Consider the following 12,077-nt stretch of genomic DNA (forward strand, 5'->3'; position numbering starts at 1 on the left):
AAAACCCAACAACAGACGAGGCCCGCACTCCGCTAATTTACGCCGCGACCTGTGCCAAATGTTCTGACGACGGACAGCTTTCCGACATCGACGGCTCGGCGATCGCGCCAGCCATCATCGAAAGCTGCCAGACCCGGCTGCTACTGCCGAACGAGCGCGCGATCGAACCGCAGATCACGGCGATATATCAGCGCTTCGGGCTCAATTCGCGCCAGATCGAGATCCTCGCGCGGGCGATGCCCAAGCGCGACTACTACTGCCAGTCCCGCCGAGGCAATCGCCTGTTCGAGCTGGGCCTGTCCGACGTCGCGCTGGCGCTCTGCGCCGCCTCGTCGAAGACCGACCAGGCCGCCATAGACCGCATCGTCACCGAGCATGGCCGCAAGGGATTCCTCGCCGCCTGGCTGCGGCTGCGCGGCGCGACATGGGCGGTCGACCTCATTCCCGACCTCACCAACCTGGAGAGCCTGCCATGAAACTGCGCATTCCCCGCGCGGCGATCACCGCCGCCGTCCTCGCCATCCCTTTGTCTGCGTCGCCGGTGCTAGTCGCGCCGGCCTCGGCGCAATGGATCGTCTACGACCCGACGAACTACGTTCAAAACGTCCTGACGGCGGCGCGTTCGCTGGAGCAGATCAACAACCAGATCACCTCGCTCCAGAACCAGGCCACCTCGCTGATCAACCAGGCCCGCAACCTCGCGAGCCTGCCGTTCTCCTCGCTGCAACAGCTCCAGCAATCGGTCCAGCGCACCCAACAGCTTCTGCAGCAGGCGCAGCGCATCGCCTACGATGTCCAGAACATCGATCAGGCGTTCCGCACCAATTACGGGGCCGGAAGCGCCTCGATGAGCGCGTCCAATCAGCAGCTCATCGCCCAGGCGAAAGAGCGCTGGAACAACACCGTTTCCGGCCTTCAGGACGCCATGCGCGTCCAGGCCGGCGTGGTCGGCAACATCGACACCAACCGCACCCAGATGTCGGCGCTGGTCGGCCAGAGCCAGGGCGCCACCGGCGCGCTGCAGGCCACCCAGGCGGGCAACCAGCTTCTCGCACTCCAGGCCCAGCAGCTCGCGGACCTGACCGCCGTCGTCTCGGCGAACGGCCGTTCCCAGGCGCTCGCCGAAGCCGAGCGGTCGGCGGCCGCCGAACAGGGCCGCGAGCAGCGCCGCCGTTTCCTGACGCCGGGCTCGGGCTACCAGCCCGGCAACGCGCAGATGTTCCAGAACGGCAACTGAGGGCGCGACGATGGACGGAAAGATCCTCGCGCGCATCGGCGCCATCTTCTTCGTGACCTTCGCCGTCACCGCCACCGCCATCGAACTCGCCCGCAAGGACGAGCCGCCGATCTACCGCAGCATCGCGGTGCCCGCGGAAGCGGCGGCCGATCCGCTGAAGGCAAAGCTGCGCCGCTGCCAGCGGCTCGGCGAGGCCGGCACCAGCGACAGCGAGTGCCTGCAGACCTGGGCGGAGAACCGCGACCGCTTCCTCACGCCGTCGCAGCCGGCGCCGCAGGCGCCCGGTCCGCAGGACATCCCGCAGAATCCGCCGGTCACGCGCGAGCCCATCGTCAAGGAGCCCGTGCCGGCCGTCGACTCCCACACGAACGAGGCGCGCTGAGATCATGGGCGGCACCGGCGTCATCGACCACTTCCTGGAAGTTTTCACCCGCTACATCGACGGCGGCTTCGGGCTTCTCTCCGGCGAAGTTGCGTTCATCGCCACGACGTTGATCGTGATCGACGTCACGCTCGCCGCGCTGTTCTGGAGCTGGGGCGCCGACGAAGACATCATGGCGCGCCTGGTGAAGAAGACGCTGTTCGTCGGCGTCTTTGCCTACCTCATCGGCAATTGGAACAACCTGGCCCGCATCATCTTCGAGAGCTTTGCTGGCCTCGGCCTGAAAGCCTCCGGCACCGGTTTCACCGTCGCCGACATGATGCGGCCCGGCCGCGTCGCCCAGACCGGCCTCGATGCCGGCCGGCCACTGCTCGATTCCATATCCGATCTCATGGGTTACTGGAGTTTCTTCGAGAACTTCATCCAGATCGCGGTGATGCTGCTCGCCTGGGCGCTGGTGCTGTTGGCCTTCTTCATTTTGGCCATCCAGCTCTTCGTGACGTTGATCGAATTCAAGCTCACCACGCTGGCGGGCTTCGTGCTCATCCCGTTCGGGCTGTTCGGCAAGAGCGCCTTCATGGCCGAGCGTGTGCTTGGCAACGTCATCTCCTCAGGTATCAAGGTGCTCGTCCTCGGCGTCATCATCGGCATCGGGTCGAGCCTGTTTTCCGAATTCACCGCCGGCTTCGGCGGGGCAACACCCACCATCGATCAGGCCATGGCCATCGTGCTCGCGGCGCTGACGCTGCTCGGTCTTGGCATCTTCGGTCCGGGCATCGCCAACGGTCTCGTCTCTGGCGGACCCCAGCTCGGCGCGGGCGCCGCCATCGGAACCGGCCTAGCCGCGGGCGGCATGGTCGCCGCAGGCGCCGCCACGGTTGGAGCGGTGGCGTCCGGAGGAGCCGCGCTGGCAGGAGGCGCGGCCGCCGCCGCTCGCGGGGGCGCCGCCCTCGCGGGCGGCGCTTCCACCGCCTACAGCCTGGGCGCCGCAGGGCAGTCGGGCGCCTCAGGTGTGGCCAGTGGCCTGGGCGGCGTCGCCCGGGCCGCCGGTTCCGCTGCAACATCGCCGCTCCGCCGCGCCGCTGAACGCTCGACCGAAAGCATGCGCTCCAGTTTCTCGGAGGGCGCCAAGTCCGCCTTCGAGGCGACCGGCGGCTCCTCGACCATGGGCACCATCGGCGGCGGCTCAGACGAGGCCGCGCCCGCCGCCGGCAATTCAAACACGCCGCCCGCCTGGGCCCAGCGCATGAAACGCTCCCAGCAGATGAGCCACGCCGTTTCCACCACCGTCCATGCCGTCCGCAGCGGCGACAGCCATGGCGGCGGCTCTTCCATCAACCTCTCTGAAAGCGACCGCTGATGTTCCGAAGACCCTCTACGCATTACGGAAAGGCTCCCGAGCCCGAGACCCCTTATCAGCGCGCCGCCCAGGTTTGGGACGACCGTATCGGCTCGGCCCGCGTCCAGGCGAGGAACTGGCGCTATATGGCCTTCGGATCGCTGTTCCTCAGCGCCGGCTTCGCCGCTGCGCTGGTCTGGCAGTCAGCTCGGGGAACCGTCGTGCCATGGGTGGTGCAGACAGACCGGCTCGGCCAGGCGCAAGCGATTGCGCCTGCGACCGCCGACTACCAGCCGACCGATCCGCAGATCGCCTTCCACCTGGCGCGCTTCATCGAGCAGGTCCGCTCGATCCCAGCCGACGCGATCATCGTCCGCCAGAACTGGCTACGCGCCTACGACTTCACGACAGATCGCGGCGCGGCCGCACTCAACGATTACGCGCGCTCGAACGATCCCTTCACCAAGGTCGGCCGCCAGCAGATCGCCGTCGATGTCTCGAGCGTCATCCGTGCGTCGCCGGACTCGTTCCGCGTCGCTTGGACGGAGCGCCGGTATGAGAACGGCCAGCTCGCCGACACCACGCGCTGGACCGCGATCCTCACGATCGTCGTCCAGATTCCCCGCAATGCCGACCGGCTGCGGGCCAATCCCTTGGGGATCTACGTCAACGCAATCTCATGGTCACGGGAGCTGGGGCAATGACAAAGCCGTATTTCCGTAAAGCCGGAAGGCCGGCTTTGCGCATTCAGACATTTGCGGCTTTGCTGCTGTCGGCGACGGCGCTCGCCGGCTGCGCCACCGCGACGCCGCCGCCGGAAATCAGCTACGACGACGCTCCGGCCGCCGTGCAGACCGTCGATCCTCCCGCGCCGGTCCGGGTCGTCGAGCTGCCGCGACCGCTGCCGCTGCCCGGTCAGATGAAGCCGGTCGAGGAATCGCGCCGCGCTCCGGAGCCGGCCGATCCCACCGCGCGCGTCAACCAGGCCAACGCCGCCGCCCGTATTCAGCCGGTGCGCGACGGCTTCATCAACTCGATGCAGGTCTATCCCTTCACGCAAGGGGCGCTCTATCAGGTCTACACCGCCGTCGGGCAGATCACCGACATTGCGCTCCAACCCGGCGAGCAGCTCGTCGGCTCAGGGCCGGTCGCGGCCGGCGATACGGTCCGCTGGATTATCGGCGACACGCAGAGCGGCGCCGGCGCGACGCTGCAGGTCCATATCCTCGTCAAGCCGACGCGCGCGGATCTGATGACCAACCTGGTCATCAACACCAATCTACGCACCTACCATATGGAGCTGCGCTCGACCGAGCGGACCTATATGGCCTCGGTCTCGTGGCAGTATCCGCAGGACCAGCTCATCGCGCTCCGCAGGCAGAATGCCGAGGCGCAGGCCACCCAGCCGGTGGCCACCGGCGTCGATCTCGCACGGCTGAACTTCCGCTACGAGGTGACCGGCGACCGTGCTGCATGGCGGCCGCTGCGGGCCTATGACGACGGCCGGCAAGTCTTCATCGAATTCCCACGCGGCGTCGGCCAGGGCGAGATGCCGCCGCTGTTCGTCGTCGGCCCGGAGGGCAAGACGTCGGAGCTGGTCAACTATCGCGTCCGCACCAACTACATGATCGTCGACCGGCTGTTCGCCGCCGCCGAGCTGCGGTTCGGCTCCGGCGACAATCAGAAGCGTGTCCGGATCACCCGCACCGACGGGAGGCCGGCGTCGTGAGCGAAGACCGGAACGAGGGAGAGGATGCGGCCGCGCCGCTGACCGGATCGGCGCCCGAAGCGGCAGCGCCGATGCGGCTGCGCGCGGATGCGCCGCGCGTGACGCGGCTGTCGCGCAAGGTGCTCGCCGGGCTCGGCCTGGTCGCCAGCCTCGGGATCGGCGGTGCGCTGGTCTATGCGCTCCAGACTCGCAACGGCGGCCGGGCGCCGGAGGAGCTTTATTCAACCGACAACCGCAACACGGCGGATGGCCTCCAGGGCCTGCCGCGCGACTATAGCAGCGTGCCGCAGCTCGGCCCGCCGCTGCCGGGCGACCTCGGCCGGCCGATCGTCAGCGCCCAGAACCGCGGCCAGCCCGTGCCCAATCCCGGCGTCGCCGCTCCGCAGCCCGGCCTCAGCGCCGAGGAGCAGCGCCGGCTCCAGGAGATCGAGACCGCCCGCACCAGCCGTCTGTTCGCGGCGGCGGAGGCGCGCAATGCCGCGCCGGTCACGGCGAACACGCCGAACCAGGCGCCACCGGACCTCGCCAGCCTCGGGCTCGCGCCGCCGCCGGCAACGCCGAGCGCCCAAGATCGGCAGCAGGCCTTTCTCAACGCGCCGGTCGACCGACGCACTGTTGCGGCCGACCGCATCGCCGCGCCGGCCTCTCCGAATATCCTTCAAGCCGGCGCCGTCATCTCGGCCGCTCTCATCACCGGCGTTCGATCGGACCTTCCGGGCCAGATCACCGCCCAGGTCACCGAGAACATTTATGACAGCCCGACAGGCCGGATCCTCCTGATCCCGCAGGGCACGCGCGTGATCGGCCAGTATGACAACAACGTCCAGTTCGGGCAGAGCCGCGTCCTGCTCGTGTGGAATCGGCTGATCTTTCCGAACGGCCGCAGCATCGTGCTGGAGCGCCAGCCCGGCGCCGACGCCGAGGGCTATGCCGGCCTGCAGGACGGCGTCGACTATCACTGGTGGGATCTCGCCAAGGCCGCCGGTCTCTCGACGCTCCTGAGCGTCGGCGCCGAACTGGCCACCAATGATGACGACCGGCTGATCCAGGCGATCCGCAACGGCGGCCAAGACACGATCAACGACGCAGGCCAGCAGATCATCCGGCGGCAGCTCAACATCGCCCCGACGCTCACCATCCGACCCGGATTCCCGGTCCGGGTGATCGTAACCCGTGATCTTATTCTCGAGCCCTACGGAGGCTGATGTGACCAAGTTGAAACTCGGCATGATAGCCGACGACAAGCCCGTGAAGGTGACGGCGGAATTACCGGCGACGGTCTATCGGGATCTTGTCGCTTACGCTGAGGTTCACGGCCGCGAGACCGGCCAGCCGGTCGCCGATCCAACACGTCTGATTGCGCCTATGATCGAACGCTTCATCGCGACCGATCGCGGCTTCGCCAAGGCACGTCGCGCGCGGCACGTTACTTCCTCTTGATCGTCGGCAGGGCCCAAGGGAGCCCCGGCGAACGATCATTCGGGTTCCTTATAGCCATATTCGGGAATGCCTTGCTCGCTTCCGTAGTAGCGATAGGGAAGAAACTTGCCCGACATTCCGATCTTCACTCGATCACCTTTTGGATTCGGCTCACGCTCGAACGTGATGTCGAAATCGATTGCGGACATAATGCCGTCGCCGAACTCGTCCTCGATGAGTGCCTTCCACGCGGGGCCGTTGACCATCACCATTTCATAGAAGCGATATATCAGGGGGTCCGTCGGCGGCATGGGCATGCCTCGATATGGCACCTCGTTCAGCATACGCTCTTCTGCCTCCGACAGGCCGAACAGCGCCGCAGCCTTCTTCGCGAGCGGTTTGATCAGCTTCATCTGCCCGAGCAAAGCGCCGATGATCAGCACCTCGGACACACCACCGATCTCTCCGGTGATGTGTTTCCACGACCAGCCTCGCTCGCGCTTGATGTCCAATATCTTTTCGGTCAGTTCCTCACGCCTCATCGATCCGTTCTCCTTCTTTGATGATCGCTAACGGGATGCGGTCCCGGCAATGCCGGGACCACAGGGACATGTGCGCAGGTGCGGGCGTCTCAGCCCTTCAGTTGTGAGACGGTTTCCGCGGTCGTCCAAAGGCCGTGCGCGAGGAACCGGAAATTCACCAGGGCGGCGAGGTAGCCGTCGCCCTCCGGAACGCGAGGGCCGGCTGTCGCATCGCGAACGACCACCACTTCGAAGCCCTGTTCGATCAGTTCCCGCAAATGCGCTTCAATGCACAGATTGGCGGCCATGCCGGCCAGGATGACTTGTGACACACCTTGTTTGCGCAGTTGGAGAATGAGGTCGTTCGTCTCGGGGCCGTAGACCTTGTGCGGCGAGGCAATGATGGTTTTGCCGTCGTGGATGTACTTTTTGTAGTCTTCGAGGAAATCCGCGCCCGATCCCTCGAATTCCTCCACGGTAAACTGGCCTTTGCGACCAAACATGTTGATCGCATGCATGGTCTTTTCCAGTGGACCGCCAAACTGCCAATGATGGTCACATGGATAGTAGAAGTGGGGCGAGATGGCGACGGTGATATCCGCTGCCTTCGCGGCTTCGAACAGTTGGCCGATGTGCGACACGGTGTTGTTCTCGACAACGCTCTCGCCGAAGAACGGCCAGCTCACACCGCTGGGATGTAAGAAGTCGTTCTGCGGATCGATCACCACGAGGGCAGCTCGCTTCAGGTCGAGCTGAAACGTGCTTTTTGGAAGCACCGGATTTTCGGGATCTGCGTAGAGTTCAGTCATGATCTTCTCCTTTCAGAAGAGGAAGGCGCCATCTGCTGGCGACGTATTAAAGTGACTGGTCGTCTATTAATACGACACGATTTTCACGCGAGGAGCCGAGGCAGGGCAACAGTGCCAAATCGCCTCAGAGCTCTTCCGCTTTGCTCGACCTTGGCCACCATCACCGCGCCCTCGAAGGCCTCGATGAGCGTCGCCGCAAGGTCCTGGGGTTCGCGCGCGAGGGGAAGCTCTCCCGCTTCGCTCGCGGCCGACAGGCACTTTGCAAGGGCGGCTGTCCAAGTCCTCAGGAGAGCTTTCAGCTTTGATCGTGCAATCGAGCTCTGCGCCGCAAGCTCAAGCGCGAGATTGCCGATCAGACAGCCAAACGTGAATTTCTGTCGCTCATGATACTCAATCAACTCCGAAAAGTGTCTCTCGACGCGCTTTAACGGGCTAACGAAATCGTCTTCCAGGATGGACACGTAATTGGATTCGATTGCGCGCCAGTATTCATCGAGTATCGCTGCCGCGAACGCATCCTTGCTTTCGAAGTAATTGTAAAACGATCCCTTCGGAACTCCGGCAGCGGCAGTAATATCCTGCACGCCACAGCCGTTGAAGCCAAGGCGATGGATGATTTCTGCGCCTTTTTCGATGAGGCGCGAACGAACTTCTGGATTCGGTGGACGTGGCATGACGTTAATAAATGACCAGTCATCTCGTTATGTCAACCGTTGAATGGCCTCTAGGACCGTTGAGGACCGCCGCTGGTGCGTTTTTGCGATCGATGCGCTAAGGTCCAGCAGACGCTTAAGCGCGGGATTGACGTTGTTTGTCGACCAAACAACGCTTGAGTTGAACACCTCGCCCCCTTCGGCAAGCGGAACGAAGATGACCGCGGGATAGGAGGCGCCCTGAGTGGAGGTCGCAGCCAAGGTCACGCCGAATCCCATGCCCACCATGTTGAGGAGGTTCTCGCGGCCAACCCGCTGCACCGAGATCCGCGGATGAAAACCCAAACCGGAAAGCTGCCGCACGATGATCGCCTCGACCTCAGGCCCGTGAACGTCCGCTGCGACAAGGAATGTCTCGTCGCGGAGATCCTCCCAATTGACGCCGACGCGTGCCGCCATGGAATGGTGCTTTGAAACTGCGACGTATAGAGGTTCACCCCAGAGATGCATCGCCTGGCAACCGGGAAGACGCGGCTCGCCGGGAATGAATGCCGCGTCGAGCCGACCGCTTAGCACGCCGGCGGCAGTCGCCTGCGCCGTCGCCTCTTCGATCTTTATATCGATGTTCGGAAACCGGAAATGGAACGCCTCGAGCACGTCGGCCAAGAAACCGCTGGCGAGCGAGGCCATCAGCCCGATTTTCAACTCCCCAATCTGGCCTCGTTTCTCCATGCTTAGGCTGCTGACAGCTTGGCGAATGTGTTCAGCGCCAAATGCAGCCTCCCGTATGAAGCGCTCGCCGGCTGGCGTCGGCCGCACTCCGCTCCTGCTGCGTTCGAAGAGCGGCACGCCCACCCTGCGTTCGAGCAACTGAATTCGACGGCTGACCGTCGACTGCGAGAGATTCATCGCATCGGCCGCACGGCGGAAACTTCCGTGTTCCGCAACCAGAATCGCGTAGCGGAGAAAGCGGAGGTCAAGAGCCAAGTCAGGCATGTCCCCCTCCGCCTGCCCGCCGATGCAGTGGCCGGCCGACGCTCAGCCGCGACCTGCGCAACAGGGAATGACTGCGCATTTCCGCCGCCGCGAACCGCGGGACGGCGCCAATTATGCGGCTACGATGCTCGTGGAGAAGCGACACTCGCATAGAGAAAACACTACTCAGAAAGATCAGGCCCGAACATCGCCCGCATCTGTGCCAAATAATGTTCCTCCGAGGTCATCCATCGCAATTGTGCGAACAACGCGGTATCGGGGCCCGCCGGAAAGCGCAGCCGATCGCCCTCCTCCGTCGCAGCAGCGAAAACAGCCTCGGAGACTTCGCTCACACTCGTGAACGCGGTTGGATAGTCTTGCAACTTGGCGAAATAGCGTTGCGCAAAGGCGTCGTATGGCGGTGGTGTCAGTCCCTCAATGCGATTGGCGCTGTTCGTTCTGAAATTGGTCGTTGGTGCAAGGCCTGGTTCTACGATCCGCGCCCGGATGCCAACCAGGCCCAATTCATACGAAAGCGCCTCAGTGAACCCTTCAACAGCACACTTGCTGGCCGTATACACGGCAACGAACGGCATCGGGGCGATCGCCGTGCTGGAGGTCACATTGATTATCACACCACCCGCATGCTGGCGCATATGCGGGATTGCCGCTCGGCAGACCGCCATCACCCCGAAAGTGTTTGTTTCAAACATCTCCCGAATTACGGTGTCAGGCGTAAACTCGAACGCGGAAAGCAAGCCGATGCCCGCGTTGTTGACCAGCACATCAATCCGTCCAAAGGCGGCGACGGCATCGGCGAGAGCCTTAGAAATGCTTTCAGCGCTGGTCACATCCAGCGGCAGGACTTTCAGCCGGTCCCCGGGCTTGTCGAACACGCTTTCGTCAGGCGCCCGCATTGTCGCAACGACGTTCCAACCTTGATCGAGAAAGAGCTGTGCGGTCGCCTTCCCATAGCCTGAGGAAGTTCCGGTAATCAGTATAATGTGGAGCTCCACATTAGACATATTCGCGTGGCGACAGGTCGATTTCGAGGTCTGCCCGCTCGTCGGGGCTGAGCTCCCCGAGGCGACGGTTGAGGATCGATTCCGCGGTCGTGACGAGCTGCAGCACCACCGATTTGCCATCGGCGAGGTGTTCCTCGACCGCGGCGATGACGGTCGGCATCTTCAGGCTGAGAAGGACCTGGCCGAAGAAGCGCTGCTTGGTCGACTCGAAGCGCGAGCGGGCGGACGCCTTGGCGCCGCTGTTGAGCGTCGCGTTCTCGAGGGAGTCGACGACGGCGGTCAGCTCCAGCGCCTGTTCCATGTTGCGGTGGATGATGCCCCAGGCATCCGCATAGGTGTCGTAGATCCTGATCTGGTCGGGTGTCAGCGCATGCTTGAGGATGTCGTACTCGACGCCGGCGAAGCTGAGCGCGCGCGCCATGTAGAGGCCGGTCGCCTTGAGGTCGCGAGCGACGAGCTCCATGGCGGCGATCCCGCCCTTGCGGATGCCGCTGATGAACTGCTCGCGGTCGGCGAAGGCGGTCTCCGGTCCCCAGAGGCCGAGCCGGACGGCGTAGGCGAGATTGTTGACGTCGGAGGCTCCGGTCGCCGAGGCGTAGAGCACGCGCGCGCCGGGCAGGTTATTCTGGAGCAGCACCCCGCAGATGCCCTGCTGGGAACCCTTTTTCGCGCCGAGAGCGCCCTCCCCGCCTGCGACGCCGCCCATTTCGTGTGCCTCGTCGAAGGCGATGACACCGTCGAAGTCTTCGCGTGCCCAATCGATGAGCTGCTTGAGCCGGGTGTGATCACCCCGAGCAGAGCGGAGCGCCGGATAGGTGACGAAGATCACGCCCTGGTCGAGCTTGACCACCTCGTCGATCTTCCAGCTGGTAAGGGGCTGGATGTCAGCCGTCATGCCGCCCAGCGCGGTCCAGTCCCGTCGGGCATCCTCGAGGAGGGGCTCGTTCTTGGTGATCCAGATGTGGCGGCGGCGGCCCTGCAGCCAGTTGTCGAGGATGCAGGCGGCGATCTGCCGGCCCTTCCCCGCCCCGGTCCCGTCGCCCAAGAAGAAACCCTTGCGATACTCGCGGCCGTCCTCGGACAGGTCCAGTCCGACGCCCTCCTTGCTCGGGCGGAACCGGCCCGGGATCATCTGGGTCCAAGCATCGCCGGCGTAGACGACTGTTTCGAGCTGCGAGGCCGACAGCAGACGCTCGGCAACCGTCCGCTCGGGCAAGCGCGGGACATGATGGGGTCGGTACACAGAACGGACCCAGATATACGCTAAGGTTTTGCCGTGCCTTCGACGGCGCGCATCTGGCGAAGCGGTCTGAGCGCGGTGGATGGCGCATCGGGATCGGTCCAGAGGTAATCGCCGGTGAGATTGATATGCTGCCAACCGAGCGGTGATAGGTGTTGCAGCAGGTCCGGCGGGACCGGCCGGCCGAGGTTGGCGAGATGCATCCGGGCGGCTTGCAGGTAGGTCGTGTTCCACAGGACGATGGCACCGGCGACGAGGTTCAGCGCGCTCGCCCGATGGCTTTGGGCTTGCAGCGCATGATCGCGGATACGGCCGATGCGATGGAAGAAGATGGCGCGTTTCAGGGCATTTTCCGCTTCTCCCTTGTTGAGTTCGCGGGTGGCGCGGCGACGCTGTTCGGGCTGCTCGATCCAGTCGAGCGTGAACAGGGTACGCTCGACGCGACCGATCTCGCGCAACGCCAGTGCCAGGCCGTTGGCGCGTGGATAGGAGCCGAGCCGTTCCAGCATGATCGAGGCGCTGACGACGCCTGTGCGGATCGAGGTTCCCAGTCGCAGCACGTCGTCCCAGTGTGCCTCGATCAGACCTTCGTCGATGCGGCCCGCGACCAGCGGCGCAATATCGGGGCCGGGTTCGATGCCGTTAAACAGGTGCAAACGGCGTGCGGCGATATTCGGGATACGCGGCGCGAACCGGAACCCAAGCAGATGACATAGCGCGAACACATGGTCGGAGACGCCCCCGCCAT

The 12,077-nt window shown here is 64.3% G+C and carries 13 protein-coding genes and 2 pseudogenes; 8 read left to right on the top strand and 7 right to left on the bottom strand.

The features are described 5' to 3' along the window. The 8 genes and pseudogenes from AC0QC4_RS16455 to AC0QC4_RS16490 form a co-directional block, all read left to right on the top strand. Positions 1–476: pseudogene (locus AC0QC4_RS16455) on the top strand (hypothetical protein); the annotation flags it as partial. After that, on the top strand, positions 473–1,237 hold the full coding sequence (gene trbJ / locus AC0QC4_RS16460; protein ID WP_054362438.1) for a P-type conjugative transfer protein TrbJ: 765 nt from the start codon (positions 473–475) through the stop codon (positions 1,235–1,237). The pseudogene AC0QC4_RS16455 and the gene trbJ, both read left to right, overlap by 4 nt. Before the next feature lie 10 nt (positions 1,238–1,247). Continuing rightward, entirely contained in the window at positions 1,248–1,619 is a 372-nt protein-coding gene (gene trbK-alt / locus AC0QC4_RS16465) for a putative entry exclusion protein TrbK-alt (RefSeq protein WP_054362437.1), read from the top strand. A 4-nt stretch (positions 1,620–1,623) separates the two neighbouring features. Beyond that, positions 1,624–2,979 (top strand): P-type conjugative transfer protein TrbL, encoded by a 1,356-nt coding sequence (gene trbL / locus AC0QC4_RS16470; protein WP_054362436.1) that lies wholly within the window; start codon positions 1,624–1,626, stop codon positions 2,977–2,979. Then, positions 2,979–3,662, top strand: coding sequence for a conjugal transfer protein TrbF (trbF, locus tag AC0QC4_RS16475; RefSeq protein ID WP_054362435.1), 684 nt, complete (start codon positions 2,979–2,981; stop codon positions 3,660–3,662). Before trbL ends, trbF begins: the two co-directional genes overlap by 1 nt. Beyond that, positions 3,659–4,687, top strand: a complete 1,029-nt coding sequence (trbG, locus tag AC0QC4_RS16480) for a P-type conjugative transfer protein TrbG (protein ID WP_196490233.1) — start codon at positions 3,659–3,661, stop codon at positions 4,685–4,687. The genes trbF and trbG overlap by 4 nt, the downstream gene beginning before the upstream one ends. Before the next feature lie 71 nt (positions 4,688–4,758). Next, positions 4,759–5,892 carry a TraB/TrbI/VirB10 family type IV secretion system protein gene (locus AC0QC4_RS16485; RefSeq protein WP_196490234.1) on the top strand — a complete coding sequence of 378 codons (1,134 nt, stop codon included), beginning with the start codon at positions 4,759–4,761 and terminating at the stop codon, positions 5,890–5,892. 1 nt (position 5,893) lies between these two features. Beyond that, positions 5,894–6,127, top strand: a complete 234-nt coding sequence (locus tag AC0QC4_RS16490; RefSeq protein ID WP_054362432.1) for a DUF2274 domain-containing protein — start codon at positions 5,894–5,896, stop codon at positions 6,125–6,127. A 35-nt stretch (positions 6,128–6,162) separates the two neighbouring features. On the opposite strand, the gene cynS is transcribed toward AC0QC4_RS16490, so the two are convergent. From cynS to AC0QC4_RS16525, 7 genes and pseudogenes are all read right to left on the bottom strand, one after another. Then, on the bottom strand, positions 6,163–6,648 hold the full coding sequence (gene cynS / locus AC0QC4_RS16495) for a cyanase (protein WP_054362431.1): 486 nt from the start codon (positions 6,646–6,648) through the stop codon (positions 6,163–6,165). An 89-nt stretch (positions 6,649–6,737) separates the two neighbouring features. Next, positions 6,738–7,436, bottom strand: a complete 699-nt coding sequence (locus AC0QC4_RS16500) for a cysteine hydrolase family protein (RefSeq protein ID WP_054362430.1) — start codon at positions 7,434–7,436, stop codon at positions 6,738–6,740. An 83-nt stretch (positions 7,437–7,519) separates the two neighbouring features. Beyond that, complete coding sequence (locus AC0QC4_RS16505) at positions 7,520–8,110, bottom strand: TetR/AcrR family transcriptional regulator (protein ID WP_054362429.1); 591 nt, start codon at positions 8,108–8,110, stop codon at positions 7,520–7,522. A gap of 27 nt (positions 8,111–8,137) precedes the next feature. Continuing rightward, positions 8,138–9,085 carry a LysR family transcriptional regulator gene (locus tag AC0QC4_RS16510; protein WP_054362428.1) on the bottom strand — a complete coding sequence of 316 codons (948 nt, stop codon included), beginning with the start codon at positions 9,083–9,085 and terminating at the stop codon, positions 8,138–8,140. Between the two features lie 161 nt (positions 9,086–9,246). After that, the gene (locus AC0QC4_RS16515) at positions 9,247–10,080 is read right to left on the bottom strand and encodes an SDR family oxidoreductase (RefSeq protein ID WP_231728248.1); all 834 of its coding nucleotides are present in this window, start codon (positions 10,078–10,080) and stop codon (positions 9,247–9,249) included. A gap of 4 nt (positions 10,081–10,084) precedes the next feature. Next, positions 10,085–11,323 (bottom strand): annotated as a pseudogene (locus tag AC0QC4_RS16520) (strawberry notch family protein); the annotation flags it as partial. 29 nt (positions 11,324–11,352) lie between these two features. Further along, on the bottom strand, positions 11,353–12,077 hold a 725-nt coding region (locus AC0QC4_RS16525; protein WP_483661194.1), incomplete at its 5' end, for a Tn3 family transposase.

The sequence above is a fragment of the Sphingomonas sp. jy18 genome (assembly GCF_056931895.1).

Bases quoted from the DNA above. Each gene is read 5' to 3' on its own strand.
- trbJ (WP_054362438.1), top strand. From the start codon at position 473: ATGAAACTGCGCATTCCCCGCGCGGCGATCACCGCCGCCGTCCTCGCC.
- trbK-alt (WP_054362437.1), top strand. From the start codon at position 1,248: ATGGACGGAAAGATCCTCGCGCGCATCGGCGCCATCTTCTTCGTGACC.
- trbL (WP_054362436.1), top strand. From the start codon at position 1,624: ATGGGCGGCACCGGCGTCATCGACCACTTCCTGGAAGTTTTCACCCGC.
- trbF (WP_054362435.1), top strand. From the start codon at position 2,979: ATGTTCCGAAGACCCTCTACGCATTACGGAAAGGCTCCCGAGCCCGAG.
- trbG (WP_196490233.1), top strand. From the start codon at position 3,659: ATGACAAAGCCGTATTTCCGTAAAGCCGGAAGGCCGGCTTTGCGCATT.
- AC0QC4_RS16485 (WP_196490234.1), top strand. From the start codon at position 4,759: ATGCGGCTGCGCGCGGATGCGCCGCGCGTGACGCGGCTGTCGCGCAAG.
- cynS (WP_054362431.1), bottom strand. From the start codon at position 6,648: ATGAGGCGTGAGGAACTGACCGAAAAGATATTGGACATCAAGCGCGAG.
- AC0QC4_RS16500 (WP_054362430.1), bottom strand. From the start codon at position 7,436: ATGACTGAACTCTACGCAGATCCCGAAAATCCGGTGCTTCCAAAAAGC.
- AC0QC4_RS16505 (WP_054362429.1), bottom strand. From the start codon at position 8,110: ATGCCACGTCCACCGAATCCAGAAGTTCGTTCGCGCCTCATCGAAAAA.
- AC0QC4_RS16510 (WP_054362428.1), bottom strand. From the start codon at position 9,085: ATGCCTGACTTGGCTCTTGACCTCCGCTTTCTCCGCTACGCGATTCTG.